This window comes from Alphaproteobacteria bacterium LSUCC0684 (assembly GCA_041228335.1).
Lineage (GTDB): Bacteria > Pseudomonadota > Alphaproteobacteria > Puniceispirillales > UBA1172.
Window position 1 is genome coordinate 2659457 of record CP166130.1, and the last position, 26557, is coordinate 2686013.

Consider the following 26557-nt stretch of genomic DNA (forward strand, 5'->3'; position numbering starts at 1 on the left):
AGGTATGTTTTCACGAACGGGGTTTGCGAACGATATACCGGCCGATGACCAGGCTGTCCATATCAGTACGCATGAAGCAGGCAACCGCCTGTTCGGGCCGGTCCACGATGGGTTCGTTTTCATTGAAACTGGTGTTGAGCACCATGCCGACGCCGGTACGTTTCTTCAGGGCTGAAATCAGGCGGTAATATCGCGGGTTGCTCTCCGCATCGACGGTCTGGAGACGGCCTGTTCCATCCACATGGGTGACCGAGGGAATCTTTTCCTGCCATTCAGGCCTGACCCTGACCACATGCATCATGAAGGGCGAGTTGACCTGCTGGCAGAAATAGGTGCCTGTATCTTCTTTCAGCACGCTCGGAGCAAAAGGGCGGAAACTTTCCCGGCGCTTGATCTTCGCGTTGATGGTTGCCTTCATGTCCGGCAGGCAGGGATTGGCCAGGATCGATCTGTTGCCCAGCGCCCGCGGGCCCCATTCACTCCGGCCCTGATACCAGCCGGTGACATGCCCTGCCGCGATCAGGTCAGCGGTGGTGTTGACGAGCTCATCTTCACTGGCGCATTCGGTGATATCAAGATGTGTTTTCTCGATCGCCTTGCGGTGGTCCTGGTCGGAATATTCCGGCCCCCAGAAGGCGTGCTTCATGTGAAACCGCTCGGTCCGGCCGAGGGTGTTATGCCAGACCCAGAGTGCCGCCCCAAGGCAGGTGCCGTCATCGGATGCCGCCGCCTGAAGGTAAGGTGTGCTGAAGGCGGTCTCGCGAAGGATGCGCGCATTGGCAACGCCGTTCAGCGCGCACCCGCCAGCCATGACCAGTTGGCTACTGGGCACCTTTCTGTGCAATCGTTCAAGAAAGTGCAGAGCCGCTTCTTCAAAACGGACCTGCGTTGAGCGGGCCAGATCCTTTTCGCGCCGGGTCAGCTCACCACGTTGGGCAGGAGGGCCGAAGAGACGGGTCATCCTGCGGGTATAAAGCTGATCCATCACAAGCCTGCTGCTTTTGTCCACGGCGCCACTCTGGCCGCCGCCATGCATGCCGAAATATCCAGGTGCCAGCCGATACCAGCCATTTTCGGGAAGATGAAGGAGCTTTTCCATTTCTTCATGAAAACTGTCCTCGCCATAGGGGGCGAGCCCCATGACCTTGTATTCCTCGCCAAAGGCATCGAAGCCGATAAACTGACAGATGGCCGTGTAAAAGAAGCCTAGACTGTCGGGCAGAAGGACTCGGTCCATGATCCTGATGCGTGTCCCTTCACAGGCAGCCGCCATGGCCGAGGCGAAATCCCCCGAGGCATCATAGGAAAAACCAGCCGTCAGACTGTCAAAGGGTGAGCAATAATAGGAACTGGCAATATGGGCGAGGTGATGTTCGACCGGCACGGTTTCAAATCTGGCATCGGCGGGATCGGTGCCGCAAATCATGGCCAGTTCTGCGATGAGTGACCGTGTTTGCCTGGCTCTTGCAAAATGTTCCAGCGCAGAAGGGATGCCGGTCAGGGGATGTTTCAGCACATGGGCAATTTTTGAATGCCGGTTTGCAGATGTGTCCCGCGGGATGGCAACATGGGTTATGTCTTTCAGCCCCAGCCCGTTATCTTCAAGAAGCCAGCGGATCGCATGGGCAGGAAAGGCCGATGAATGCTTTTCACGCGGCCCCAGGCGTTCTTCGGCAACAGCGCCCGCAAGTTTGCCATCTATCAGAAGGCACGCCGCCGAGTCGGCGTGGAAGGCGTTTAATCCGAGAATAGCTGTCATGATTTGATTTCCTCAACGGCGCCGCTGCATTGCACCGTCTGATGATAGAAAGCCGCCATTGCCGTTGAGATGACCGAACGATCAAAGCAGGTTGCAACATGCTGCCGGGCTCTGGCGGTGAAAGACGAGGTTTTCCATTCTCTTGCCAGCAACATGCCGGCGGCAATGGACCGGGGTGACGTGCCGACAGGGATGGCGAGTTCGGCCCGCACAAGATCTTCCGCGGTTGCCACATATCGGCTCAAGACACAAGGAAGACCGGAGGAAAGCGCTTCGATCGCCGCCATGCCGAAACTTTCCGAAAACGAAGGCTGAACAAGCATATCGGATGAAGCAAAGACATCAGCTTTCCCGGGTCCGCTGACAAATCCAAGCCAGGTCACTTTCTTTTCAATTCCGAGGCGCCGTACCCGATCCTTGAGGCGGGCGGCATATTGAGGGCTGCCCTCCCCGCATACAAGAAGATGGAAATTTTCAAGACGGGGCATTGCCAGTGCCTCCAGCAGCCCCTCCAGATTTTTTATCGGATCAAGACGACCGATGAAAAGACAGATCGTGTCGGAAGATTTCACCGACGGCAGATGCCGGTATGCAGCAGGATCACCCTGCGGCACGGGCGTCGCCGCAAGCGGGATCATCTTCACTTTTGTTGTGATCGAGAGGTCGGCGAAATCGCGCTCTTCCCCCCGGCTGGTGAGGTGGATCGCGCTGGCCTGTTCGAGCAGCGCCTGTTCCATCAATCTGAAGGCGATGAATTTTCTGATCGGCTTGTGCCGCATCCCGTATCGGTTGGCCATCCCGTGGGGGGTAACGATATAGGGAATGCCGCGCTTTCTTGCGCATCGTCCGGCGAGGCTGTTGACATGGCTGAAGAGGCCGTGGATATGCACAAGGTCATAGCTGGCAACATTAGCCTTGAGCCATGGCGTCATATCAGGGGTAAAGGTATAGATATCCGACCGCTTGGGGAAATAATGCCGGCCGGCAATCCTTCGCGCCGCGGCATCGCGGGGAAGTCGCTGCCCCGGCCCGTCATCATCGGAAAGGGCCACATCGCAACTGATCCCGCGCTCGACCAGCCCGTCGATCATTTCCAGCACCGATGAGGTTGTGCCGCCATGTATCCCGGCAAGGGACGGGATGACATGCAGAACATGCAGATTTTTTCCGGTCATGATTTCCTTTCCGCAAAATGTTTCACCATCGCCTCGACACCGGCGGCAAAGATCTCGGGCCCGAAGTTTTCAGCCAATCTGCGTGATGCGTGCTCAGCTTCGCGCCAGGCATCATCACTCCAGGAGGCGAGCTCTTCGAGGTTCAGCAGAATCGCGCCGGTCTTGCCGGCCGGGTGGATCCGCGTATTCGTCAAGGTGGCCAGATCAGCCGCGGCGCCAATCCGGTCCGAAAGGACAAGCGCGCATCCGCTCAGCGCCGCTTCATGCACGACAAGCCCCCAGTGCTCCCTTGATGAGGGAAGAACAAGACAGCGGCTATGGCGCATGAGTTCGGCCAGCCCGGCAGGCTGAACAAAGCGGCGGCGTGAGATCTGCGGATGCGGCTTTATCCTGTCTTCAAGCGGGCCGGTGCCGCATAGAACAAGCTGCCAGTCGGGATGGGTTTCCGAAAACCGGCAAAACGCCTCAACAAGGCCGAGGACATTCTTCCTTTCGATGAACTGGCCTGCATAGATCAGGGTTTTCGGTCGTTGGCTTAAGGGGAGCCCGCCATGAAAAAGGGCAGGATCAGCCCCGTAGAGCCCGCCCCAGATCACGTCCTCGGCATAGCCGCATCGCCGCGCCAGCTGCCGTCCGGATTTCCCTGGCACGAAGATGCCGTCATAGCTGCGCCGCCGCATGATCCGGTGCCGCAGCGGGGTAAGGGCGCGCTCGCCAATGGAACAGGGCCAGTTATTGTCAGCCATGAGGATGACATGCCCGCCCCCTTGCCTGACCTGTTGCGCCAGTCTGTTGAATGCGGGTGTTGCATATCCTCCGGCAAAAAGAATATCCGGCATATCGAGTTCAAGCGAAGACCAGGACAGATCGTCTCTGTCCCCGTCAATCCACGTCACGGGCTGGCCAAGTGATTTCTCCACATCTTCGAGGGGGATGCCGGGGCGTGTCGCCACCACGGATATTGCCGCAAGGTTGCGGTCGATTGCGGCCCTGATGCAGCGGGATGCGTATTCCGGCAGGCCGGGCCAGGCAAAGGCGATTTTCCATTCATGCGCCATCTCTTTCATCCCCCGGTATAATGCTGATGGATGCGTGTTTTCACCCAGGCGTTGCGACAGGCGTATTGCGGCCGAAGCATGGGGGTATCGTGGTCAAGGGGCGGCCACTCCCCCGTGGTGCGGGCATGGAATCTGCGCAAGTGAGGGCTCATTTCACCTCCCTCTGCTTGTGGGCAGATGATGACAGGGAGCGAATATCCCTTGCCCATGCGCGGGTGATCTTGTGGCGCAGAATCTTGTCGTGCAAAATATAGGGAATGATTTCCGGTGTTCGCAGATATTTCTCGCACCGGGCCAGCAAGCCCAGATCACGGCCCGGAACATGTGACTTTCCCGGTCTCATTTTGTCGTGGATTCGCGCAAGATCACGGGCATATCTTTCCGCCATTTCGGGGCCGTAATGGCCACTTGAAATACTCGTGTCATGCATCCTGAATGCGGCTACCCGTGCCGTGCTGATGACGGGCTTTGCCCCCGCGATCGTGAGATCAACCAGCAGTTCATGATCCCAGCAGGTGTGATTGTCGGTGTTGAACCCGCCCACCTCTTCAACCAGCTCCCGCCGGATGATCATGCCTGGCTGAAACATTGATGATCCATGATTGACCAGCCCCTTTGGCGTATACCGGGACGAAAACATCCGCCGTCTTGGCTCGCCCCTGCCGTTGACAAGCCAGCCGCCGCATAAAAGGATTTCCGGAAAAGATGATGCGCTCAATAGAGAGAAAATTTTCTCCAAAGCGAAGGGCAGCAGAAAATCATCGGCATTGATGGTAATCAGATATCGGCCGGTGGCGGCCTGAAACCCGTTGTTGAGCCCATCCGCAGGGCCATTATCCGGCTCAAGGAGGATCGTGTCTATTTCCCCTGCATAACGTGAGATGATCTCACGGCTGCCATCGGTTGAACCTGGATCAACCACGATATATTCGAAACTGGCCCCCGTCTGGCCGAGCACGGATGTGATGCATTTCTCCAGATAGATTGCCTGGTTGAACGATATGGTGACGATGGAAAAATCAGGCATGAATTTCTATCTCCTCTATGGCTTCAGGGCGCGAATGGCCATAGTCAAATCATCCAGGCGGCCGAACCTTGCTACCAGAATAAAGGTGCCCACCGGCCCGATCAGATAAAGGACAATATCGACAAGAGGCAGTGTAGTTCTGGGGTGAAAAGCAGTTGCGCCCTTCATGATCCAGATCATGACAACACAAAAAGCCCAGGCAAGCGGCAGAACCGAAGACGTGAGGCCCGCGACGTTCTTCAGGACAAGAAAGACAGGCTGGTGGATTTTTGCGGCAGCCTTCCCGAAGAGATAAAACGAAGACAGAATAAAGCCGAGCATTACGGCGGCAAGGAACCCGCCAGCCCCGAAGGCGTGGCCAAGCATCAGCCCGCAACCTGCAATCATGCCCGCGCGGATGAGTTCAGCGATGAAGAGCGGCCTTGCCTGCCGCATCGCGACCAGCAGAAAATATCCGCTCGAAACCATGGAATTCACCAGCCATCCAGCCCCGAAGACAAGAAGAAGCACCGGAAAGAGCCGGGCGCCGGGAGCCTGAGCACTGGCCATGAAAAACACCCATTCCACCAGCGGAGCAAAGCTGAAGAGCAGGGCGAAGGCCAAGACCGAACCGCCGATGATGATCCGGGAAACATGATAGAATTCAGCGGTGATCCTGTCGTCTTCGGCGCCGTTCTTCTGACCGCAGATCCGGGCAAAATAGGTGATCACAACCTGACCTGTTGAAAGGATCAGCCCGCGCACCCCCTGGATCAGGCGCAACGCCAGTTCAAGCACGGCCACCGCCGGAAGCCCGGCATACTGGCCGATCAGGAATTTGATCAGGGGGTCGCTTGCGGACTGCACGGCGCTGACGGCCAGAAGCCTGGCGCCGAACCGGATGAGCGGATCAAGTTTTCGGCGGTCCCAGAACGTATGCCTGATTGGGCGGACAACATATCCAAAATAGATCATGGACCCGAAACCCAGCATCGCCGCGCCCTGGGCAATCTGGATATGGAAAATCGACACGAGGCCGCCTTCGGTGGGATAGACCGCCGTGCCGATGAGGAAAATAAGTGATCCCGAAATGCGCTGGATCGCCGAGAATACGGGGAGGCCGAAGCCGATAAAGGCCTGACGGAAATTGCCTGAACTCGCAATCAGCCAGTTGGCCATCACCAGAAGATGGAGATTTGCCCGGATAATCCCCTCCTGATCTTCGCCGAAGAGATAGGGGGATGCATGGAACAGCACCATGCCGGTTGCGGCCATCAGGATGAAATATCCTGCGGCCCCGGTCATGATGGCGGTGGAGGCATATGAGGCGGCGGCATCAGGCCTGCCGCGACCACGTTCTTCCCCCATGAAGCTGAGTAGACCTTTGGACCAGATATCCCCCACATGCGCATAGTTCAACATGGCCATAAGCAGGACCCATAATCCTGCCATATCGAGCCCGAACCGCCGGAACAGGACCATATAGGCAACCATCATCAGCAAGGTGCTGACGATATGCTCGGTCATGCTCACCCCGGCAGGAGAGATCAGCAACGCGCGGATGGTGCCGAGATACTGGCGGATACTCTTCATGACAATATGCCTCGGCCGGGATGATCATGACGGCCTTGGGGACCAGATCCATCGCCGGATTGCTGATATCGCCGTGCTATCAGGAACAGCGTCGCCAGCCCAAGGCTTAATTCCACCCGGTTCGGCCCGGGCGAAAACACCACATCCCACATCGTCGAAAGCGAGAGGAATATGGCCAGCGGGGTGAAAGGGTCTCGATAAAAGGATGCGGTTGCCAGCATCCGGATACAGAAGATCAGCACGAAGATCCAACTGATTGCAGCAAGGAAACCGGCATCGAGCCAGGCACCGAAAAGATGACTGTGGCTGGGCGATGAAACCATTTCATGTTTTTTTGAATATGTTTCGTTATAGGCGGATTTACTCCCGCCGGAAGCAAATCGGGCGTAGTTTTCGAAAACCTCGTCATCCACCATGCCTGACCCATATCCGGTCATCGGGTATTTGGAGATACCGACTATACTTGCCAGAACATCAGGTCGGGCGGCAGCAATCAGCCCATATTCGGTATTCATCTGGCCGATGACCTTTTGCGACATCCGCTCGGGGATCAGATCTTTTGAAAGAAGAGCGAAGAAAGTGAAGATGATGACAATAACGCCGACACCAGTAACCCTTGTAATGCGCCCCAATTTTCGCCAGGTGAATTCGGCCGGGTCGGATGAACCAACCCGGCGGCTGAAATAGACGAGCAGCAGGGTGATGAAGGTCACCAGCAGAAGATTCCGTGAGCCGAGGTGAAAATGGGCGAAGAGGACAAACCACGCACCGCCTGTAAAAAACATGCTGAAACGCGGCAAAAACGCTATCAGCACCAGGGGCAGAAGGGTGATCCCTTCCCCCAGCCCGACGAGCCATGGATTGCTATGAAAGTTATTGTTGGGAATTTGAAGGCCGAAAACCGTGACAACGGCAAATGAAATCGCAAACCCCGAGAGAGCGGCAAAGATGCGATGCTCGTTTTTTCCGGTCAGCCAGGTGATGATCAGAAAAACAACACTGAGGATGGAATAGGTTCCCACCTTTTTCAGCGTTGTGAGCATGATCCCATGATTAATGAAATCAAAGACGAGGTAGCAAAGAGCGGAAAAGAGAAACAGGCCGGCGAAGAACAGCTCATTTCTGCCTGCCGATCGCCAGACTTTTCTGAAATTAAGACCGCCCAAAACAAGCAGGAAAATTTCCGTCCAGCGCAACTGGCCGATCAGCCCAACACTTGGCCCGTAGGAGGCGAAGAGCAGAAATATAAACACCGGATGATGAATTAAAGATGTCTTTTTTTCAGTCTTATGGAGATTTCCAAGGGATGGGGTGCTCCCGGCCTGATCAGATCTTGTCTTTTTGGGGTATTTGTTCAATGTTCAATTCCCTGGAACGAAAAAACTGCGGGATCTTTGAGAAATTCTTTCCCAGCAAGGTGAAAATGCCGCCGACGTTGTTGCGCCGGATCGCGAAGTAGTCCTCCTTCATTTTTGTTATCAATTTCCTTGAACTCGTTCCGCCTGAACGCATTTTGTAAAAGGATTGAGGCAGATAGATCACCCGGCCATGTGTCCGGGAAAGAAAGCGGAGGATAAAGTCATAATCGGCTGAAACCTGGAAGCGTGTGTCAAAGCCTCCGAATTCTTGATAAACAGACTTGCGGATATACAGTGTCGGGTGGGGCGGCATCCAGCCACGCCTGAGATTGCCGGGGGCAAAATGACCTGACGTCCAGTGGCGGATAATCCGTTGCGGGTTGCGTCGTGAAACATAGTCAAGATCACTATAGACGCCGATAACGCGCCTGTCGGTGAAGGTATGGACAATTTTTCGGATGGCATCGGCGTCGGCGAGAAAATCATCGCTATGGACAATGCCGATGATATTACCTGTTGAAAGAGCTATCCCTTTGTTCAGGGCATCATAAATGCCGTGATCAGGATCGCTGACGATTTTCAGGCCTGAGGATGCGTGAGCTCTGATCACGTCAAGCGACCGGTCAGTTGACCGCCCGTCGATGATAATATGTTCGATATTATCATAGGTCTGGGCCTTGACGCTCATGATGGTCTCTTCGATTGTTTCCTCGGCGTTGAAGACAGGGGTGATGATGGAGACCTTTGGCGATGTCATCGGCATGCTAGGACCTTTTTTCCAGCCGCCATGGCGGGCTGGCCTTTCCTGCAATGCGAACAGTCAGCAATGAAAAAAGAACAAAGAGGCCAAGAGAGACGGCATCACCCAGAAAACGGGTGCCCATTCCCAGCCCCAGTCCAATGATTGAAATACCAATGGAGATCAGCAGGACCCCGGATGGAGACCAGCCCATGGACATGAGTTGATGATGAAAATGATACTGGTCGGGGACGAAAATATGCTGTCTTTTGCGGGCGCGCCGGAAAATCGTGTTGAATGTTTCAATGATCGGGATCGGGGCCAGCCACAAAACGATGGATGGGTCGATCGAGGATTGCTGATCATGGGCAAGAGCGATCAGAAGCCAGGAGACAAGAAACCCGATTGTCTGACTTCCGGCATCGCCCAGAAAAACCTTCCGCCCCGCTTCGGGGTGCAGATTGAAACTCAGATACATGAGAAGGGCGAGGATGAAAGAGGCAAGGTACAGATCCAGCCCTGCGATACTCCCGCCGCCAAGCAAAAATATCCCGGCAAGGGAAATGATGGATATGCTTCCGCAAAGCCCGTCAATACCGTCAACAAGATTGAAGGCGTTGGTCAATCCAATCACGGCGAATATGGTGAAGGGGATCGCGAATCCGCCCAGAAATACATCGCCGATCACGGGATAGGTGCCAAGCGAGACAATGCTCATCCCTGTGGACCAGATCACCCCGATTGAGGCGGTGATCTGTGCAAGGAGCCGCCAAGTCCAGGCCAGTGAAAATCGGTCATCGATCAGCCCGGCAATAAAGACGAGGCTGACCCATCCGGTGATATGAGCCAGAAATCCCGTAACTTCATGCCCAAGAGCAAGGGTCAGCAGCAGTGCTGAATAAATGCCGATACCGCCCACCAGCGGGATATCGCCGATATGTGATTTGCGACCGCCGGGTTTGTCAATCAATCCCCAGCGAGCGGCAAAATGCTTTGAAATTAAAATGGAGATATAACCAAAAGCCAGCGACAGCGTAATGATTGTAAATCCATCAAAAAGATAACCTTGTCCCAATATCTTTCACCATTCTAATGGCGAAAAACGTCACGGATCCGGGTAAAAAACTATCTTGAGGTAAACTGCTCTTGAATCGCGATATGCTTTTCGTACCAGTCAAATGTTCCTTTCATGTTGTTCCTGAGATTTCCTTTACACCCCCACCTCATTTTTGAAAATCACCTCACTATAAGTTGAAAAGGTTAAAAAATGATTTACGGCGGCCAGATTTATGGGAAGAGACCCTGAATAACCGCGTTAGGTGAAACGTTATTTTTCTGATCCATCTGACCTTTAGGGTCAGGAAATGGCGCGTTCGGTGCTTTGGGATGGCAAGAAATGCGTGGCCCATGCGTGGCCCACACCAAATCAGTTGCTGCATATCAACAAGAATGCACCCTCCCCGGATGAACGGGATTGTAGAAGTCAGGTGGATATGTGCCTGGGGGCCGGGAAGACCGGGTTTCTTGTCAGAACAAGGGGAGCGGGTATCAATACCTTATTGATTGATACGAATTTCATGCCGGAAATAATCGATGGTCTTTTCAAGCCCTTCTTCGAGCATCACTTTCGGCTCCCAGCCGAGTTTTTCACCGGCGAGGGAAATGTCTGGCTTTCGCTGGAGAGGGTCATCGGAAGGGAGAGGCTTGAGCACAATCTGGCTCCGGCTTTCGGGGATCTTCTCAAGAACAAGTTCGGCCAGCTCCCGGATGGAAAACTCCACCGGATTGCCGAGATTGACCGGGCCGATGAAATTCTCCGAATTATCCATCATCCGCCGCATCCCGAGAACAAGGTCATCGATGAACTGGAAACTTCTTGTCTGGGAGCCATCCCCATATATGGTAATATCCTGATGCGTCAGGGCCTGGACGATGAAATTTGAAACAACACGGCCATCATCAGGGTGCATTCTGGGGCCGTAGGTGTTGAAAATCCGAACCACCCTTATATCCAGATTGTTCTGCCTCATGTAATCAAAAAACAGTGTCTCCGCGCAGCGTTTGCCCTCATCATAGCAGGACCTGATACCGGTGGGATTGACATGCCCCCAATAGCTTTCCGGCTGGGGGTGGATTTCAGGGTCACCATAGACTTCGCTTGTGGATGCCTGAAGAATTCTGGCTTTGACGCGCTTGGCAAGGCCCAGCATGTTTATCGCGCCGATGACATTCGTCTTGGTGGTCTGGACCGGATCACGCTGATAATGAACAGGCGAAGCAGGACAGGCCAGATTGTAAATTTCATCAACTTCAACATAGAGAGGAAAATTCACATCATGGCGGATGAGCTCAAATCTCGGGTTATCCATGAGGCTGAAGATATTTTTCCGATCACAGCTATAGAAGTTGTCCACGCAGATGACATGGCATCCATCTTTCAGCAAGGCTTCGCAAAGATGCGAGCCGATAAACCCAGCCCCGCCGGTAACCAGAATTCGTTTTGTGCTGAAACTGTGCATCTTGAAGTGCCTTTTAAGAAGATCGTTTGGTTAACATAATCAAAAGAGCGAGAAAAAACCACTGAAACCCGGTTTGGAAAAATCGCGCCGTCATGGGGTTACCGGAGCCGGAAAAGACCGGCCGACAACATCGCCCCTGTTTTCATCAAGATATTTGGCGACAGGTGATAGATTGATGGGTAATCTACATGATAGATCTGGACAGATGGTCCCGGTTGATCTGTAATGGCTGGAGTTAATTTAGACCTAACAGGAAGGCAGATGCCAATAGACCATGCGCAAGGGCTCAATGGGTGTTGATGCACAAGCCTGGCGGGCAGGTCAAAGGAGAAAGCAATGAAAAAAACCCTTATGTCACTGGCCGCAACGGCCATGCTCGGTGTATCGGCGGCCCAGGCTGAAACCGTCAAAGTCGGCTATATGACCACCCTTTCCGGGGGGGCCGGTATCATCGGCAGCCAGATGCAGAATGCGGTCAATCTTGCCATGGATCATCTTGGCGGCAAGCTTGGCGGCATGGATGCCGAGATCATCTTCGTTGATGATCAGCGCAAGCCTGATGTGGCAAAGCAGCTGGCAAACCGGCTTATCAAATCCGACAAGGTTGATGTCGTGGCCGGGGTGATCTGGTCCAATCTCTTGATGGCGATCCACAAGCCGGTGACACGCGCGGATATATTGCTGATCAGTTCAAATGCCGGTCCATCGCCGGTAGCCGGATCAGACTGCCATGAAAATTTCTTCTCCATGTCCTGGCAGAATGACCAGACACCCGCTGCCATGGGGAAATACATGCAGGAAACCGGGGTCAAGTCCGTCTACCTGATCGCCCCGAACTATCAGGCCGGAAAGGACATGCTTTCAGGCTTCAAGAGCGAGTACAAGGGCGAGGTTGCCGGCGAAGTCTATACCAAGCTCGGGCAGACGGATTTTCAGGCAGAGCTTTCCGCGCTTCGTGCCGTCAAGCCTGAAGCGACGATGATCTTCCAGCCAGGCGGCATGGGCATCAACTTTATCAAGCAGTGGAAGCAGAGCGGGATGGACAGCGTTTCCAATTTCTATTCGGTCTTCACGGTCGACGCGGTCAGCCTGCCGGCGCTCAAGGATGGGGCCCTTGGTATCCGTTCTACCCAGACATGGTCCCCTGATCTCGATAACCCGATCAATACCAAGTTTGTGGCCGACTACAAGGCCGAGTTCGGCGGCTATCCCTCGTTCTATGCGGCCCAGGCCTATGACACGATTCTTGCGATCGATTACGCCATCCGCAAATCCGGCAGCAAAGAGACAAGCGCCATGCGGGCGGCACTCGCCGCTGGCGGGATTCCCTCGACGCGCGGGACGATCAACATGAACACCAATCACTTCCCGATCCAGAATATCTACCTGCGTGAAGTTGTCATGGATGAGGACGGGGTGGCAACAACCAAGGTGATCTCAACGGTGTTCGAGAATCATCAGGACGCCTATGCCAAGGATTGCAAATTCTAGGAAAGAACGCGTCTAGAACATGGGGCATTCGGGCTGAATTTTCCCCATGACAATATTTTCATGATGCCGGGGCTCATTTTCATGGCTCCGGCTCTTTTCTTTCGGAAGGTTTTCAGGGTATAGATGGCCGCCATGACACTGACCCTTTTTCTCGAACAGTTGTTCAACGGTCTTCAGGCCGGGGTGACGCTTTTCCTGATCGCCGCCGGACTGACCCTTATCCTCGGAATCATGGATTTCGTCTTTCTGGCCCATGGCAGCCAGGTGATGGTCGGGGCCTATGCCGGGGCTGCAATCACCAGCTGGACGGGCAATTTCTACCTTGGCCTTGTGCTGGCGATACCGGTGACCTTTGCCAGCGGCTACCTGATCGAATATCTCCTCATCCGGCATCTCTACCGGCGTGATCATATGGAACAGGTGCTGGCAACATTCGGGCTGATACTCTTTTTCAATGAGCTTGTCCGGATCGGTTTTGGGCCGGCGGCGCTTTTCTCTGACCTGCCGCCATCGCTTGGTCATTTTGTTGAAATTCTCCCGGATACTCCCTATCCGGTCTTCCGGCTGGTGGTGATCGGCGTGGGTCTTGCCTGCGCCCTCGGGATACATCTTTTTGTCTCGCGGACAAAGACAGGTGCCATGGTCCGCGCCGGGGCCAATAATCCTGAAATGACGGCGGCACTCGGCGTGAATATCACGCTGCTTTTCCGGATGATCTTTGCTGCCGGTGCGGCTTTTGCCGGGCTTGCCGGGACCCTTCTCGGCCCGCTCACTTCGGTGGAGCCGGGTATGGGCGAACCCTTACTGATCCTGTCGCTTGTGGTGATCATTATTGGCGGGATCGGTTCGGTCCGCGGGGCATTCATCGCCGCCATCATCATCGGGATTGTGGATACATTGGGCCGGATCTTCCTGCCGATGCTCCTGCGGCAGATCCTTGATGGTTCGGCGGCGGATGGCGCGGGGCCGGCGCTCGCCTCGATGCTGGTCTATATCCTGATGGCGGTGGTGCTGGTCTTCCGGCCCCAGGGCCTGTTTCCGCCGCGAGGTTAGGCGATGCGCGGTATTGTTGAGATCATCAGGCTGATCCGGGACGGGGCGATGGAAAACCGGCTCTTCTTCCTTCTGCTGGCCGGGTTTGCGTTTTTCCCTCTTTATACCGGCATGGCTGATCTGCCGTTCTGGGAAGATGTGGCCATGCGGATCATGCTGCTTGGAATGGCAGCGATGGGGCTCAATCTTGTGCTGGGCTATGGCGGGATGGTGTCGTTCGGGCATGCCGCCTTCCTCGGTGTCGGCGCGTATTGTGTCGGTATCAGCCAGTCTTTCGGGCTGATGAACGGCTGGGTGCATCTCCTGATCAGCATCGGGGTCTGCGGCGGGCTTGGGCTGGTGATCGGGTATCTGGCGCTGCGGACAAGCGGGATTTACTTCATCATGATCACGCTGGCTTTTGCCCAGATGCTGTTCTTCCTTTTTGTCAGCCTCGAGATGTTCGGCGGCGATGACGGGATGAGCATCGACCGGGCCGAGTTTCTGCCGTTTGATCTCTATGAGCCGCTCCGGCTCTATTTTCTGATCTGGGCCATGCTGGTGCTGGTTTCGGTTGCGCTGATGCTGGTGGTGCGGTCACGTTTCGGGGTGACGCTCCGGGCGATTCGTAATAATGCCTCCCGCGTGGAAGCGATGGGGCTTGAACCGCTTGGTTTCCGGATGACGGGATATGTCATCTCGGCGGTGATCTGCGGTCTGGCCGGGGCGCTTTTTGCGAGCTGGCAGGAATATGTCTCCCCTGATATCATGCACTGGTCGCGTTCAGGTGAGCTGATGATCATCATCGTGCTGGGCGGGCTGGGCACGCTGGCAGGTCCGCTGCTCGGCGCGATCGTCTTTCTCCTGCTCGAAGAATTCCTGCCTGAATTTCTCTATCTCGTTGCGCCAGCCTATGCCGAAAACTGGATGATCATCTTTGGCCCGCTGCTGATCGCGGTGGTGCTTTTCGGCCGTGGCGGGCTCATGGGCATGGTTGGAAAACTGCGCGCCGGAAGGCGAGATGGAGACGGATCATGACGGCCCCGGTGCTGGAGTTGCAGGGGGTGAGCAAGTCCTTTGGGGCGCTCAAGGCCACGGATAATGTGTCTCTTGATGTCCGGGCTGGGGAAATTCATGCACTGATCGGCCCCAATGGCGCAGGCAAGACAACACTGGTGCAGCAGATCTACGGCGCAATCCCGCCGGACAAGGGGGAGATCTGGCTCGATGGCGTGAATATTACGAGGTTTTCCATAGCGGAACGGGTGCGCGAAGGAATAGGCCGTTCCTTCCAGATCAGCAATGTGCTCACCGATTTCACGGTGCTGGAAAACAGCATCATTGCCGAACAGGCGCGGCGCGGCGAAGCGTTCCGCTTTCTGCGGCCGGCGTTTTCCGATCCTGATCTTGTTATCGGAGCGATGCATATTCTTGAAAGGGTCGGGATCACGGATCTTGCGGATCGCAAGGTGGACACCCTTGCCCATGGCCAGCGGCGAATGCTGGAACTTGCCCTTGCCATGGCGGCAACGCCAAGCCTTCTTCTTCTCGATGAACCCATGGCCGGTGCCGGGCCGGAAGACAGCCAGATCATGACCGAAATCATCGCCAGGCTGAAGAGCAAGGCCGCGGTGCTTCTGATCGAACATGACATGGATGCGGTCTTCCGGTTGGCGGACCGCATAACAGTACTGGTGGAGGGGGCGATCCTCGCGACGGGAACACCGGATGAGATCAGCGGCAATGAAAAGGTGCGCGCGGCCTATCTGGGTGAGGGGGCATAAGATGCTGGAACTTGACCGGATTGAGGCAGGTTACGGCACAGCCCAGGTTCTTTTCGGGGTATCGCTCAAGGTCGATGCCGGCGCCTGCGTGTCGTTGATGGGGCGAAACGGCATGGGCAAGACGACAACAGTTCGCGCGATCATGGGCCAGATCCCGCTCATGGGCGGGGGCATATCACGCATCGGGAACAGCGCGGCGGTCACGCCGCATCAGATTTCCCGCATGGGGTTCGGGCTGGTGCCGGAAGGCAGGCAGATTTTCACCAATCTCAATGTGCGGGAAAACCTTGAGACATTCTCACGCCCGGCTGAAGATGCGGGGCGGTCAGCCTGGACGGTTGAGCGGGTGCTTGATCTGTTCCCCCGTCTTGCCGAGCGTCTTGATCATGCCGGCAATCATCTTTCAGGCGGCGAGCAACAGATGCTGGCCATTGGCCGGGCGCTGATGACAAATCCGCGGCTGCTCATTCTCGATGAAGCCACCGAAGGGCTGGCACCGATCATCCGGGAACAGATCTGGTCCTGCCTCACCAGGCTCAAGGCCGAAGGTCAGGCAATCCTCATCATCGACAAGAATGTCGGCGCCATCGCGCAACTGGCCGATCATCACTATATTCTCGATAAGGGCACCGTTGCCTGGGAAGGGGATACAGCGGCCCTGCTCAAGGATCCGGCGCTAAAATCCCGCTATCTCGGGGTATAGTCTCGACGCACCCGGATGAGGCGGGAAGATCACGCCCCTCCAAGAGCATCACATTTCGCGGCCATGATGAAGTCGTTTTCATGCAGGCCGTTGATCTTGTGCGACCACCACTCCACCCTGACACGGCCCCATTCCACCAGGAGGGCCGGGTGATGGCCTTCGGCCTCGGAAATCTCCCCGATCTGGTTGGCAAAGGCCAGCGCCTCGACAAAATTCGGGAAAGTGTAGGTCTGGACCAGCTTCGGGATGCCGTCCTGTTCCTGCAGGGCCCAGTTCGGGTGACGCTGAAGGAAGGCCTCGGTTGCTTCAGGGGAAGCCAGGGGCGCATCGGCGCGGCAGGCTTCGCAATGTTGTTCGGTATAATCGGACATGGGCGGATTTCTTCAGATACCTTCGACAACGCGGAAATCGCGATCACAGTCACCAAGGGCGGCAACCGCCTCTTGATAGGCGTCACTTTCATAGGCGGCGATGGCGGCATCGGTACTGTCAAATTCCGCGACAATCGTCCGTTCGGCAAGACCGTTTTCAAAAACCCGGACAGGCGCACCTCTCAGGATGAAGCGGCCGCCAGCGCCTTCAATGGCAGCCTTGGCCAATGGCGCGTAAACGGCCATCCGGTCAGGATCCGGCGCGGCGCGGTAGGTTACGACAAGATATCCTTTGCTCATGATGGTCTCCTCCTTCAGGTCTGGGTGATCCAGTATACGCATCTTCCGGCGGTGGTGGAAAGCACCCCTTGATGATTGAGACCATTTTTGCCTATGCTTGCAGATATAGATGGGGAGGACGGGATGCAGCTCAGCGACAGGGATCAGGCGATGCTTGCCGGAGAGATGGGCCCGGCGCTGAAATGGGCGCTCGGGCATCAGCTCGCGGTTGGCCGGATGTTTGATGCGGCTGACATGGTGGATGTCTCGCAGGCGCATATGATGGCTGATCCGGAATCCCTCGGCGAGGCCGGGGTCGCCTTTGCAGAAGAACTGGCGCATGACGGCGCGCGCGTCTCCATCCCCATGATCACCGATCCGCGCGGGGTTGATCTCAAGTGTTATGAGCCGCTGGGCCAGACCGAAGAGATGGCTGATCTTGAACGGCGGTTTATCCGCGCCTGCCGGAAGATGGGTATCATGATGACCGATACCTGCATCAACTACCAGACGATCATGCCGCCTGTTTTCGGGGATCATGTGGCCTATGGTGATACCGGCGTGGTGATCTATTCCAATTCGGTCTGCGGGGCGAGGTCGAATTTCGAGGGCGGGCCCTCCGCGCTTGCCGCCGGCCTGACCGGGCGCACGCCGCGGTATGGGCTGCATCTTGATTCCCACCGCCAGGCGACACGACGTTTTGAAGTGACCACAAAACCCTCCGGGCTGGACGAATGGGGGGTGCTCGGCGCCACCATTGGCCGGATGGCGGGCAGCTATTGGGAAGTACCGGTGATCGAGGGGATCGAGACATCACCCACCTCGGATGAGATCAAGCATATGGGCGCGGCGATGGCGAGTTATGGATCAACGCCATTGTTCCATCTGGTCGGTATCACGCCGGAATGCGGGCGGATTGAGGATGTCGGTGGCCAGAAGCTTGCGCGGGAAGTCGTCAGCGAAGAAGATCTGGCTGCCCTGCGCGCGCCTTTCGGAGCAAGGGGGGAAGAGGTCGATGTGGTGGTGTTTGCCGCGCCGCAGCTCAGCCTTGTTGAAATGCAGGCCCTTGCCTCGCTTTGCCATGGGCGCCATCGGGCAGCAAACTGTGATGTGATTGTCTGCACCTCGGCCAGTGTTCATGCCGATGCCAGCCGCATGGGATATGTCGAGGCAATTGAAGCTTTCGGCGGGCGGGTGCTGGTGGGCACCTGTTTCTATCAGCAATACGCGCGTGAAATCGGGGAGGCAAACGGCTGGCGGCGACTGCTGAGCAACTCGGCCAAGATCGTCAATATACTGGGTGGATATGGTTACCTGCCAGCGCTGGCATCGATGGAAGACTGCATTGCTTCTGCTGAGAAGGGAAAGGTTGTGTAATGCCGATCGTGCTTTCCTGTCATGCGGGGATCGGACCCGGGGTCACCGGTGAGGCGCTGGTGGCCGATGACAATTTTTCCGCCCGCTATGATCTTGACCGTATCCGCGGGGTGTTTTCACGCCCCGAACATAAACTGGCAGGCGAAAGCTACCGCGACAAGGTGCTGGTGCTCAATACCGCCAAAGGCGGGGTGGCAACGGCGTGGATGCTTTATGAGATGGTCTCCCGCGGGGTCGCGCCGAAAGCCATCCTCTTCAATACTGCCAACACGATCCTTGCCCAGGGCGCGGCGCTGGCCAATATGACGATGTGCGACCGTTTCAGCACAGGAGATGTGACAAAACTTATCCAGACCGGCGATATGCTTGATATTGACCCCGGGGCTGGGCAGGTGGTGATCCTCAACCGGGATTAGCAACAAATTAGGCCAAAAAGGCCCCGCCAGGGAGAGATATGGCGGGGCAGTCTTGGGGAAACGATTATTCGGCAGCGGCGCGGGTTTCTACTCGATTATCCGAATAATAGCGAACCGCTGCCCCGACACCTGAGCCGGGCTCGAACGCGATACCGCTGTCCCGCATGGCAAGTTCAACACCGCCAAGGGCCTGGAGCACCATGGTTTCATTGAGCCAGCCCAGATGGCCGATGCGGAAAACCTTGCCGTTCAGTATATTCAGCCCAGCACCGAGAGAGAGTTTATAGCCGTAATATGCCCGGCGAATCACCTCATTGGCATCATTGCCTTCACCGACCATCACGGCGGTAACGGTGTCCGAGTACCATTCCGGTGCCTTTGCGCATGTCCGGAGCCCCCATGCGGCCACGGCCTGACGGACGCCTTCAGCCAATCGATAATGACGCTGATGGATGGCATCAAGGCCTTCTTCAAGAAGCATGTCGATCGATGCGCGAAGACCATGCAGCAGGGTTGCGGCAGGTGTATAGGGGAAATATCCATCGGCGTTGGTCTTGATCATGTCGCCGAAATCAAAGAAGCAGACAGGAATATTCGAGGTGTTGCGACGCGCCAGCGCTTTCTGGCTGACCCCGACAATGGCAAGGCCGGTCGGCATCATGAACCCTTTCTGGGATCCGCTCACGGCAACATCAACGCCCCATTCCTCCATGCGGAACTCAAGACTGCCGACAGAACTCACGCCATCAACAAAAAGCAGGGCCGGATGACCGAGATCATCAAGGATCTGGCGAACGGCTGCAACATTGCTGGTGACGCCGGTGGCGGTTTCGTTATGACAAACCAGAACCGCCTTGATGGTATGGCTCCTGTCGTCTTTCAGCGCCTTGCGGTAGGCATCAAGCGGCACGCCGCGGCCCCATTCGACCTCAATGGCGTCAACGTTAAGACCGAACCGCTGGCACATATCCACCCAAAGATGCGAGAACTGGCCGAAAACCGAAGCCAGCACGGTATCACCGGCGTTCAAGGTGTTGGCAATGGCGGATTCCCAGCCGCCGGTACCGGAGCCGGGGAAAATAAACACCTGGCCGGTTTCCGTGCGGAAGATTTTCTTAAGATCGGCAAAAATCGGCAGCGTGAAATCGGGGAAATCAGGGGCGCGATGATCTTCAAGAGGCACCTCCATCGCCTGCCTGATCCTGAACGGCATGTTGGTGGGGCCGGGAATGGCAAGACAGGTGTATCCGGTCATGGGTCTCTCTCCTCTCAGGAAAATTCTGTTCTCAAAGATCAGCGTAGGGCTATGTCGGCCGGATGCACGGAAAAAAGTGTAAATGTGTTTTATGTTGACAAAACAAATAAATATTTTGTTAATATGTTAATAAAATGAATTTGCCCCTGCAAGGACAGCTCGATGAAAACATTTGTCGGCCCAAGGCTTCGTCTGCTCCGGCGTGAACATGGCCATACCCAGGCTGAAATGGCCGAGCGCCTAGGGGTCAGCGCCGCCTATATCAATCTGATCGAGCATAATCAGCGCAGCCTTTCGGTGCGGGTTCTCGTTGGCCTGCTGGAACATTACGGGGTGGACTGGCAGGATATCCTCAGCGAGGGTGAAGACAGGATGCTGGCGGAGCTCAGATCTGCCTTGCGTGACCCCATATTCGAGGAAAAGCATCTTGACGCCCGGGAGCTTCAGGCGGCGGCGGAAAGCACCCCCAATCTGGCGTCAAACTTCCTCAAACTCTATGCGGATTACCGGCAGATGGTGGAGACCATGATGCGGCTTGGCAGCGAAGGCATGCCATCGGATCTTGTGTCGATCTCACCTGAAGCGGTCATTCATGATTTTTTCCGGGATAACCTGAATTATTTTCCCCGTCTTGAGGAGGCCGCCGCGCGTCTTATAGGTGACATGCCGGCGGAAGTGGAAGCCCGATATGGTTTCATGCGCGACCGGCTGCTGAAAAGGCATGGCATCACGGTGCAGATCCTGCCCGTGGAAGACATGGATGAAATCCTGCGAATCTATGACAGCCAGGCCCGGACCATCTCCCTTTCCGAGGCTTTTGACAGTATCAACCGAACCTTCCAGCTTGCCCATCTTTTATGCTTTATCGAAGAAGAGGAACTGCTCGCGGATATCACCAGCCGGCTTGAAGATCAGCGCCCGATGGTGATCAGCCGGTGCCGGGTGGAACTCGCCAACTATTTTGCCGCCGCGGTGCTGATGCCCTATGATGCCTTTCTTGTGCTGGCCGAGGCGACGGCCTATGATATTGACCGGCTGGCCGCACGTTTCGGCGTGTCGGTTGAACAGGTCTGCCACCGGCTCACAACGCTGCAGAAGGAAGGGAAAAGCGGTATCCCGTTTTTCTTCCTGCGCGTCGACAAGGCCGGTAACGTGACCAAGCGTTTCAACGCAACCTCGTTTCAGATCGCCCAGTACGGGGGGTCATGCCCGGTCTGGAACATGCATACCGCGTTCCGTACGCCGGGTGTCATCATCCCGCAATTTGTGGAACTGCCCGATGGCGAGAAGTTCTTTACCTTGAGCCGGACAACCGAGCGCCCCGCCTTCAGCCGTGATACCCAGGACAGGCGGCTGGTCATGTCCCTTGGCTGCAGCATCGAACATGCGGAAAAGGTTGCCTATGCCCAGCCTCTTGCCCTCGGCGATAAACGTGCTTTTGCCAAGATAGGGATCAACTGCCATCTTTGCCCGAGAGAAGGATGCTCCCAGCGTGCGCATCAGCCCATCATCATGGAGCTCAAACTTGATCCGTCGCGGCGCGGCAATACCCGCTATGACGGCTAGAGGATGTTGAAACCCCTCCGCTGATGAGGCAGGATCAAATCTCACCCGGAAGGATATGCCCATGACTGATATTCCCTATTTTGATCTTCGCGGAAAAGTCGCCCTGGTGACGGGGGCATCCTCCGGCCTGGGGCGGCATTTTGCCAAGACACTGGCGCGTGCCGGGGCCGAGGTGGGTATCGCGGCCCGCCGTCGTGACCGGCTTGAGGCGCTGGCCCGGGATGCCGAAGGAAGGATGATCCCGGTTAAAATGGACGTAACCGATCCGGGGTCGGTTGCAGCCGGGCTTGATGAGATTGAAGGTGAAACCGGTCTTCCCGTTTCCATCCTTGTCAATAACGCGGGGATTGCCGATGCGACGGGATTTCTCAAAGCGGAACGCGAAAACACCGAGGTTGTGTTCGCAACCAACCAGATGGCGGTCTTCGAACTGGCCCAGGCAGTCAGTCGGCGGCTTGTGGATAAGGGGATCGGCGGCAGTATCATCAATATCGCCTCGATAGCGGGGCTGAGAGCCATGGGCGGGGCGGCTGCCTATGCGGCGAGCAAGGCGGCGGTGGCGCATCTGACCCGGGTACAGGCGCTGGAACTGGCCCGATACGGTATCCGCGCCAATGCCATCGCGCCTGGATATGTTGAAACCGAGATCAATCAGGCATTCCTCAGGAGCGAGACGGGCCAGGCCCTCATTCAGCGGATACCGATGCGGCGGACAGGTGAAGTCGATGAACTCGACGCGCTGTTGCTGCTGCTGGCATCGGACCGGGGATCATATATCACCGGCGCTGTCATACCGGTGGATGGAGGGCATCTGACCTCATCGCTCTAGCCCTTGAGGTCAACAAGGCGGGGGGAGAGATGGCCGAAACAGGAAATAGCAGTGGACCCGGAGAATGAACCAGGCAGAATGGCTCGCCCGAACAGCTCAAAACTATCCTGAACTTGCTGCCACCGCGCTTGGCGGGGAGGTGATCCATCGCTATCAGGACCTTGCGGGTGGCGCGGCACGGATGGCAACAGGCCTCCGCAGGCTTGGATTGAATCCCGGGGACCGGATCGGGATTTTTGCCGCCAATGACCCTGAATATATCGAGGCATTATATGCGATATGGTGGGCCGGGATGGTGGCAGTGCCAATCAACGCCAAACTCCACCCGGGCGAGCTTGCCTATATTATGGGAAGTGCCGGTATCCGGATGGTGCTGGCAAGTTCCGGCACCGTTGCCGATGTTCAGATAGCCGGGGAGATCGCCGCGCATGAGACTGGAGATGTGATCAGATGTGTTGGTGTTGGCAGCGATGAGTACGCGGCCCTGAAAGAAGACCCGGCACCGCTGGCGGAAGTTTCGCCTGAAGATCTGGCCTGGCTTTTCTACACGTCAGGGACCACCGGCCGCCCGAAAGGTGCGATGCTGACCCACCGCAACCTGGCCGCCATGAGCCTTCAGTATCTCAGCACGGTCAGCGATATACGGCCGGGGGATGCGATCCTCCATGCCGCCCCCATGAGCCATGGCTCGGGGCTTTATATTCTGCCGCATGTGCTGAAAGGGGCCTGCCAGGTCATACCGGAAAGCCGGGGTTTTGATCCGGCAGAGATTGCCGGGTTGCTAGACCGATGGAGCGGGGTTTCCATGTTCGCGGCACCAACGATGGTCTCTCGTCTGGTGCGGGCAGATGTCGATCTGAACGAGGAACGGCTTGAACGGCTCAAGGTGATCGTCTATGGCGGTGCGCCGATGTATAAGGAAGACGCCGCGGCGGCGCTCGAGCGGCTGGGGCCGCGTCTTGCCCAGATCTACGGTCAGGGGGAGACGCCGATGACCATCACCTGCCTTTCCCGTGACATTCTTGCCAATAAAAACGACAAGGACTGGGAGCGGCGCCTTGCCTCGGTCGGGATGGCGTTTCCGATGATCGAACTTAAAGTGGTGGATGAAAATGGCGTCGCGATGCCCAAGGGCGGGTCGGGTGAAGTGGTGGTGCGAGGCGAGACGGTCATGAAAGGCTACTGGCAGCAACCCGAGGCCAGCGCGGAGACGATAAGGGATGGCTGGCTCTATACAGGTGATATCGGCCGTCTTGATGAAGATGGTTGCCTGACCCTCATGGACCGGTCAAAGGACCTGATCATTTCCGGCGGCTCGAATATCTATCCGCGCGAAGTTGAAGAGGTGCTTCTTCTGCATCCCGATCTGGAGGAGGTATCGGTTATCGGACGTCCTGATCCCGATTGGGGCGAGGTGGTCGTGGCCTATATCGTCGGCCGTGCCGATATCGAAAGCCTGGACGCGCTCTGTCTCCGGAATATTGCGCGATTCAAGCGGCCCAAAGCCTATGTTCGTTGCGAATCCCTGCCCAAAAGTGCCTATGGCAAAGTGCTCAAATCCGAGCTTCGACGGATTGATGCTGAAAGCCGGAACTAGAGTTTCCGGCTTTCAGCTTCGGCTTAGCTAAGCGCGCCCTCGGAAAGAATGATGAGCGGATTTTCAGGCGGGTTCGGCTCTTTCATCAGCGCCGCAAGTCCGGCCGCACCCGAAGGGGTGGATGGCATGCCATCGCTCGTGATGCGATCGGCGGCGGCGGTGGCTTCCTCATCGCTGACGGTGACGAAATCATCGGCGGCATCTTTCAGAATCGCAAAGGCCAGCAACGAGGCTTCCTTGCAGTCAAGACGCCCCATATTCGATTCAGGACCGGTGACAGGGGTAAGCCTGCCTTTTTGAACACTTTCCTTAAGGCAGGGAGCGGCAACAGGCTCGACCACGGTGATGCGGGGCTGAACCGCCCAGTTCTTTCGGATCATGGCGGCAACGCCGGCGGCAAGCCCGCCTACCCCTGCCTGCAGGTAGACATGATCCGGCCAGTTGCCGTTTTGTTCCATTTCAAGACGCATTTCTTCCGCCATGACGGTATATCCTTCAAGGATCAGCGTTGGGAAATCGGTGTATCCCGGCCAGGAGCCATCGGCGAGGTGAATGCCGCCGGTTTCGTCGGCGTCTTTCATCGCGGCGATAAGGCTGTCTTCATAGGTTGCGCCGGAACGGACAACCTCGGCACCCTTGGACCGAAGTCGGTCGGTGAAAGCAAGGGGCACGGTTTCGGCCAGATGTATCCGTGCCCTGGCCCCGAAAAGGCGTGCCCCGGCAGCCACCGCCATGCCGTGATTGCCGGCGCTGGCGCAGATGAATGTCATTGAACCGGCGGCTGTCTTTACTTTCTCCCCCATCATATCTTCAGGGGAAGATACCCCTGCCTTGTCGGCGATCAATCTCGCCACCGCATAGACACCGCCAAGGGCCTTGAATGCCCCAAGACCCATGCGCTGGCTTTCATCCTTGATCAGCATCGACTGGTCACCAATCCGGTGCTGGCGAAGCGGCGTCGGTGCATAGGCCGGGCAGAATGCCAGCATCGCAAGTGGCCTTGCCGGATCAAGTTCAGGCTTATTGAAGGTCATCGGGTTTCCTTTCCCAGAAAGAATAATGCCGCTCAAGCGCGCGGGCGCAGCGCAGCAACATCATTTCGCTGAACGGCCGCCCAACCAGTTGCACGGCGAGCGGCAGGCCGTTCCGATCCAGCCCCACCGGCACGGATACCGCCGGCAGGCCGAGGAAATTAAACGGCCGCGTGTTATGCCCGATCCACTGAACAAGGGGCGCTGCATCGGGATTGGCGCCGGTATCGCTGGCCTCAATCGTCGGGATGAGGATTGGCCAGACCGGGGTGATCAGAATATCGATCTTCTCAAAAAGGGCGGCGATGGTTTGCCTTGCATATTGCGCCCGATGGGCCAGCAGTTTGCGGTATTCGGCGTCGGTCGTGAAAAGACCGGCGAGGATTCGCATGACCGTCTGCTCGTTCATGAGGTGATGCGAGGTCAGGACCGTGTCGAGGTGGATATGCGCCGCCTCGGTTGCGATGATGAGGAAATTCAATGCGTTCGTCGTCTCAATCCCGGGGATGGAGGTTGAGATGATCTGCCCGCCCATCTTTTCCGTCTCGCCGATGACCTGATCGGCAACGTCGGCAACCACCGCATCGCTGCCATCAAGAAAATATTTCTCAGATCGTCCGATCCGGAGCCCGTCGATGCCATCGTCGAGCCCGGCAAGATCAAGATTGAGCGGGGTATCAAGGCTTTCGATGTCGGCGTTGTCGCCGCCATGGATGGTCATGAGAAGACGGCAGGCATCTTCGGTGGACCGGGCCAGCGGGCCGATTGTATCAAGTGAGCCCGAGAGCGGAAACACCCCGTTCCGGCTGACAAATCCCTGACTTGGCTTTACCCCGACCAGGCCGCAAGCCGCCGCGGGCAGGCGGATGGAGCCGCCCGTATCACTGCCCAGCGCCGCGGGCACGATCCCTGCCGCGACGACAGCCGCCGAGCCGGAGGAAGATCCGCCGCAAACATAGGACCTGTTCCATGGATTTTTAGGTGTTCCGGCATAGGCGTTATGCCCGGTTACGCCAAGGGCGAATTCCACCGAGACAAGACGCCCGCAATCAATGGCGCCTGCCTTGTCGATCTTCTGGATGACCGTGGCTGTCTCATGCGCAAGCCTCCCCTGATGCGATCTGGACCCGCCCTCATCGGGCCAGCCTTCACGACGGAACAGCTCCTTATGTGCCAGCGGGACGCCGGTCAGGTCACCATCGATCGCCACGGAGTTTGCTGCCTGCGACAGGGTGAATTCCCGATCAAGATGGGTGACGGCGTCAAGTTTCCGTCCGATCGTGTCCAGATCATTCAGTACCGATTCCGCCTGGGCGCGAGCTGTGCCTGCGTCATGAGTCCTGAGCTCGGAGATGCTGCGGTATCTGGTCACGATGATTTTTCGCTTTCGTAGATATCGCGAAGGCGCAGCCCGCCTGTATCTTCAGGCAGATCCTGCACCAGTGCGCGTAGATCCGTACTTGTTTTCAGCGCGAGGCTGATCTGCTCTTCCGTCAGGCCGGCTTCCGCCAGCCTTTCTCTGGTTGTTGTGGATATGGTCTCAGTCATGCGCAAAGACTAATCAACACCGGCAAGGGAAACAACCCACAAACCGCACAGGCATGGACTTTTCCTCGCCA

At 56.7% G+C, this 26557-nt stretch carries 26 protein-coding genes; 11 read left to right on the forward strand and 15 right to left on the reverse strand.

Annotated features, from left to right (window positions below; translation table 11 throughout):
- Nucleotides 1-10: 10 nt before the first annotated feature.
- From AB8880_12785 to AB8880_12810, 6 genes are all read right to left on the reverse strand, one after another.
- On the reverse strand, nucleotides 11-1759 hold the full coding sequence (locus AB8880_12785; protein ID XDZ65776.1) for a carbamoyltransferase: 1749 nt from the start codon (nucleotides 1757-1759) through the stop codon (nucleotides 11-13).
- A complete protein-coding gene (locus AB8880_12790; protein ID XDZ65777.1) occupies nucleotides 1756-2934 on the reverse strand; it encodes a glycosyltransferase in 1179 nt (392 codons plus the stop codon). Before AB8880_12790 ends, AB8880_12785 begins: the two co-directional genes overlap by 4 nt.
- Complete coding sequence (locus AB8880_12795) at nucleotides 2931-3992, reverse strand: glycosyltransferase family 4 protein (GenBank protein ID XDZ65778.1); 1062 nt, start codon at nucleotides 3990-3992, stop codon at nucleotides 2931-2933. Before AB8880_12795 ends, AB8880_12790 begins: the two co-directional genes overlap by 4 nt.
- Before the next feature lie 148 nt (nucleotides 3993-4140).
- Complete coding sequence (locus tag AB8880_12800) at nucleotides 4141-5019, reverse strand: glycosyltransferase (protein ID XDZ65779.1); 879 nt, start codon at nucleotides 5017-5019, stop codon at nucleotides 4141-4143.
- A 15-nt stretch (nucleotides 5020-5034) separates the two neighbouring features.
- Entirely contained in the window at nucleotides 5035-6591 is a 1557-nt protein-coding gene (locus AB8880_12805) for a lipopolysaccharide biosynthesis protein (protein XDZ65780.1), read from the reverse strand.
- Entirely contained in the window at nucleotides 6588-7634 is a 1047-nt protein-coding gene (locus tag AB8880_12810) for a hypothetical protein (GenBank protein XDZ65781.1), read from the reverse strand. Before AB8880_12810 ends, AB8880_12805 begins: the two co-directional genes overlap by 4 nt.
- A 6-nt stretch (nucleotides 7635-7640) precedes the next feature.
- Here AB8880_12810 and AB8880_12815 point away from each other — a divergent pair, with 6 nt between their 5' ends.
- Entirely contained in the window at nucleotides 7641-7859 is a 219-nt protein-coding gene (locus AB8880_12815; protein XDZ65782.1) for a hypothetical protein, read from the forward strand.
- A 58-nt stretch (nucleotides 7860-7917) separates the two neighbouring features.
- Here the strand turns inward: AB8880_12815 and AB8880_12820 are convergent, their stop codons facing one another.
- From AB8880_12820 to AB8880_12830, 3 genes are all read right to left on the reverse strand, one after another.
- Nucleotides 7918-8712, reverse strand: a complete 795-nt coding sequence (locus tag AB8880_12820; protein XDZ65783.1) for a glycosyltransferase family 2 protein — start codon at nucleotides 8710-8712, stop codon at nucleotides 7918-7920.
- Nucleotide 8713: 1 nt separating this feature from the next.
- Nucleotides 8714-9763, reverse strand: a complete 1050-nt coding sequence (locus AB8880_12825) for a glycosyltransferase family 4 protein (GenBank protein XDZ65784.1) — start codon at nucleotides 9761-9763, stop codon at nucleotides 8714-8716.
- A 481-nt stretch (nucleotides 9764-10244) separates the two neighbouring features.
- Nucleotides 10245-11207, reverse strand: a complete 963-nt coding sequence (locus AB8880_12830; protein ID XDZ65785.1) for a UDP-glucuronic acid decarboxylase family protein — start codon at nucleotides 11205-11207, stop codon at nucleotides 10245-10247.
- Nucleotides 11208-11543: 336 nt separating this feature from the next.
- On the opposite strand from AB8880_12830, the gene AB8880_12835 reads away from it, so the two are divergent.
- The 5 genes from AB8880_12835 (at nucleotide 11544) to AB8880_12855 (ending at nucleotide 16217) form a co-directional block, all read left to right on the forward strand.
- Nucleotides 11544-12698 (forward strand): ABC transporter substrate-binding protein, encoded by a 1155-nt coding sequence (locus tag AB8880_12835; GenBank protein XDZ65786.1) that lies wholly within the window; start codon nucleotides 11544-11546, stop codon nucleotides 12696-12698.
- A gap of 138 nt (nucleotides 12699-12836) precedes the next feature.
- On the forward strand, nucleotides 12837-13751 hold the full coding sequence (locus tag AB8880_12840; GenBank protein XDZ67074.1) for a branched-chain amino acid ABC transporter permease: 915 nt from the start codon (nucleotides 12837-12839) through the stop codon (nucleotides 13749-13751).
- Nucleotides 13752-13754: 3 nt separating this feature from the next.
- Nucleotides 13755-14768 carry a branched-chain amino acid ABC transporter permease gene (locus tag AB8880_12845; GenBank protein ID XDZ65787.1) on the forward strand — a complete coding sequence of 338 codons (1014 nt, stop codon included), beginning with the start codon at nucleotides 13755-13757 and terminating at the stop codon, nucleotides 14766-14768.
- Nucleotides 14765-15514 carry an ABC transporter ATP-binding protein gene (locus AB8880_12850; protein XDZ65788.1) on the forward strand — a complete coding sequence of 250 codons (750 nt, stop codon included), beginning with the start codon at nucleotides 14765-14767 and terminating at the stop codon, nucleotides 15512-15514. Before AB8880_12845 ends, AB8880_12850 begins: the two co-directional genes overlap by 4 nt.
- Before the next feature lies 1 nt (nucleotide 15515).
- On the forward strand, nucleotides 15516-16217 hold the full coding sequence (locus AB8880_12855; protein XDZ65789.1) for an ABC transporter ATP-binding protein: 702 nt from the start codon (nucleotides 15516-15518) through the stop codon (nucleotides 16215-16217).
- A gap of 29 nt (nucleotides 16218-16246) precedes the next feature.
- Here the strand turns inward: AB8880_12855 and AB8880_12860 are convergent, their stop codons facing one another.
- Both AB8880_12860 and AB8880_12865 read right to left on the reverse strand, forming a co-directional pair.
- Nucleotides 16247-16588, reverse strand: a complete 342-nt coding sequence (locus AB8880_12860; GenBank protein ID XDZ65790.1) for a 4a-hydroxytetrahydrobiopterin dehydratase — start codon at nucleotides 16586-16588, stop codon at nucleotides 16247-16249.
- A gap of 12 nt (nucleotides 16589-16600) precedes the next feature.
- Nucleotides 16601-16888 carry a DUF1330 domain-containing protein gene (locus AB8880_12865; protein ID XDZ65791.1) on the reverse strand — a complete coding sequence of 96 codons (288 nt, stop codon included), beginning with the start codon at nucleotides 16886-16888 and terminating at the stop codon, nucleotides 16601-16603.
- A gap of 123 nt (nucleotides 16889-17011) precedes the next feature.
- Here AB8880_12865 and AB8880_12870 point away from each other — a divergent pair, with 123 nt between their 5' ends.
- Together AB8880_12870 and AB8880_12875 are read left to right on the forward strand one after the other, a co-directional pair.
- The gene (locus AB8880_12870) at nucleotides 17012-18244 is read left to right on the forward strand and encodes an aconitase X (GenBank protein ID XDZ67075.1); all 1233 of its coding nucleotides are present in this window, start codon (nucleotides 17012-17014) and stop codon (nucleotides 18242-18244) included.
- Nucleotides 18244-18660, forward strand: coding sequence for a DUF126 domain-containing protein (locus AB8880_12875; GenBank protein ID XDZ65792.1), 417 nt, complete (start codon nucleotides 18244-18246; stop codon nucleotides 18658-18660). The genes AB8880_12870 and AB8880_12875 overlap by 1 nt, the downstream gene beginning before the upstream one ends.
- Nucleotides 18661-18724: 64 nt before the next feature.
- On the opposite strand, the gene AB8880_12880 is transcribed toward AB8880_12875, so the two are convergent.
- Complete coding sequence (locus AB8880_12880; protein ID XDZ65793.1) at nucleotides 18725-19915, reverse strand: aminotransferase class V-fold PLP-dependent enzyme; 1191 nt, start codon at nucleotides 19913-19915, stop codon at nucleotides 18725-18727.
- 162 nt (nucleotides 19916-20077) lie between these two features.
- Between AB8880_12880 and AB8880_12885 the strand changes: the two genes are divergently transcribed.
- From AB8880_12885 to AB8880_12895, 3 genes are all read left to right on the forward strand, one after another.
- The gene (locus tag AB8880_12885) at nucleotides 20078-21481 is read left to right on the forward strand and encodes a short-chain fatty acyl-CoA regulator family protein (GenBank protein ID XDZ65794.1); all 1404 of its coding nucleotides are present in this window, start codon (nucleotides 20078-20080) and stop codon (nucleotides 21479-21481) included.
- Between the two features lie 61 nt (nucleotides 21482-21542).
- Nucleotides 21543-22310 carry an SDR family NAD(P)-dependent oxidoreductase gene (locus AB8880_12890; protein XDZ65795.1) on the forward strand — a complete coding sequence of 256 codons (768 nt, stop codon included), beginning with the start codon at nucleotides 21543-21545 and terminating at the stop codon, nucleotides 22308-22310.
- 64 nt (nucleotides 22311-22374) lie between these two features.
- Nucleotides 22375-23907, forward strand: coding sequence for a class I adenylate-forming enzyme family protein (locus AB8880_12895; protein XDZ65796.1), 1533 nt, complete (start codon nucleotides 22375-22377; stop codon nucleotides 23905-23907).
- Between the two features lie 23 nt (nucleotides 23908-23930).
- Here AB8880_12895 and AB8880_12900 read toward each other — a convergent pair whose 3' ends face one another.
- The 3 genes from AB8880_12900 to AB8880_12910 are packed head-to-tail and all read right to left on the reverse strand — an operon-like array spanning nucleotide 23931 to nucleotide 26486.
- Nucleotides 23931-24941, reverse strand: coding sequence for a pyridoxal-phosphate dependent enzyme (locus AB8880_12900; protein ID XDZ65797.1), 1011 nt, complete (start codon nucleotides 24939-24941; stop codon nucleotides 23931-23933).
- Nucleotides 24928-26310: an amidase gene (locus AB8880_12905; GenBank protein XDZ65798.1), complete on the reverse strand. Its 1383-nt coding sequence runs from the start codon at nucleotides 26308-26310 to the stop codon at nucleotides 24928-24930. The genes AB8880_12900 and AB8880_12905 overlap by 14 nt, the downstream gene beginning before the upstream one ends.
- Complete coding sequence (locus AB8880_12910; GenBank protein ID XDZ65799.1) at nucleotides 26307-26486, reverse strand: hypothetical protein; 180 nt, start codon at nucleotides 26484-26486, stop codon at nucleotides 26307-26309. Before AB8880_12910 ends, AB8880_12905 begins: the two co-directional genes overlap by 4 nt.
- Nucleotides 26487-26557: the final 71 nt, after the last annotated feature.

Coding starts and splice junctions, on each gene's coding strand:
- AB8880_12785 (XDZ65776.1), bottom strand. CDS start 1,759: ATGACAGCTATTCTCGGATTAAACGCCTTCCACGCCGACTCGGCGGCG.
- AB8880_12790 (XDZ65777.1), bottom strand. CDS start 2,934: ATGACCGGAAAAAATCTGCATGTTCTGCATGTCATCCCGTCCCTTGCC.
- AB8880_12795 (XDZ65778.1), bottom strand. CDS start 3,992: ATGGCGCATGAATGGAAAATCGCCTTTGCCTGGCCCGGCCTGCCGGAA.
- AB8880_12800 (XDZ65779.1), bottom strand. CDS start 5,019: ATGCCTGATTTTTCCATCGTCACCATATCGTTCAACCAGGCAATCTAT.
- AB8880_12805 (XDZ65780.1), bottom strand. CDS start 6,591: ATGAAGAGTATCCGCCAGTATCTCGGCACCATCCGCGCGTTGCTGATC.
- AB8880_12810 (XDZ65781.1), bottom strand. CDS start 7,634: ATGCTCACAACGCTGAAAAAGGTGGGAACCTATTCCATCCTCAGTGTT.
- AB8880_12815 (XDZ65782.1), top strand. CDS start 7,641: ATGATTAATGAAATCAAAGACGAGGTAGCAAAGAGCGGAAAAGAGAAA.
- AB8880_12820 (XDZ65783.1), bottom strand. CDS start 8,712: ATGCCGATGACATCGCCAAAGGTCTCCATCATCACCCCTGTCTTCAAC.
- AB8880_12830 (XDZ65785.1), bottom strand. CDS start 11,207: ATGCACAGTTTCAGCACAAAACGAATTCTGGTTACCGGCGGGGCTGGG.
- AB8880_12835 (XDZ65786.1), top strand. CDS start 11,544: ATGAAAAAAACCCTTATGTCACTGGCCGCAACGGCCATGCTCGGTGTA.
- AB8880_12845 (XDZ65787.1), top strand. CDS start 13,755: ATGCGCGGTATTGTTGAGATCATCAGGCTGATCCGGGACGGGGCGATG.
- AB8880_12850 (XDZ65788.1), top strand. CDS start 14,765: ATGACGGCCCCGGTGCTGGAGTTGCAGGGGGTGAGCAAGTCCTTTGGG.
- AB8880_12855 (XDZ65789.1), top strand. CDS start 15,516: ATGCTGGAACTTGACCGGATTGAGGCAGGTTACGGCACAGCCCAGGTT.
- AB8880_12860 (XDZ65790.1), bottom strand. CDS start 16,588: ATGTCCGATTATACCGAACAACATTGCGAAGCCTGCCGCGCCGATGCG.
- AB8880_12865 (XDZ65791.1), bottom strand. CDS start 16,888: ATGAGCAAAGGATATCTTGTCGTAACCTACCGCGCCGCGCCGGATCCT.
- AB8880_12870 (XDZ67075.1), top strand. CDS start 17,012: ATGCAGCTCAGCGACAGGGATCAGGCGATGCTTGCCGGAGAGATGGGC.
- AB8880_12875 (XDZ65792.1), top strand. CDS start 18,244: ATGCCGATCGTGCTTTCCTGTCATGCGGGGATCGGACCCGGGGTCACC.
- AB8880_12880 (XDZ65793.1), bottom strand. CDS start 19,915: ATGACCGGATACACCTGTCTTGCCATTCCCGGCCCCACCAACATGCCG.
- AB8880_12885 (XDZ65794.1), top strand. CDS start 20,078: ATGAAAACATTTGTCGGCCCAAGGCTTCGTCTGCTCCGGCGTGAACAT.
- AB8880_12890 (XDZ65795.1), top strand. CDS start 21,543: ATGACTGATATTCCCTATTTTGATCTTCGCGGAAAAGTCGCCCTGGTG.
- AB8880_12895 (XDZ65796.1), top strand. CDS start 22,375: ATGAACCAGGCAGAATGGCTCGCCCGAACAGCTCAAAACTATCCTGAA.
- AB8880_12900 (XDZ65797.1), bottom strand. CDS start 24,941: ATGACCTTCAATAAGCCTGAACTTGATCCGGCAAGGCCACTTGCGATG.
- AB8880_12910 (XDZ65799.1), bottom strand. CDS start 26,486: ATGACTGAGACCATATCCACAACAACCAGAGAAAGGCTGGCGGAAGCC.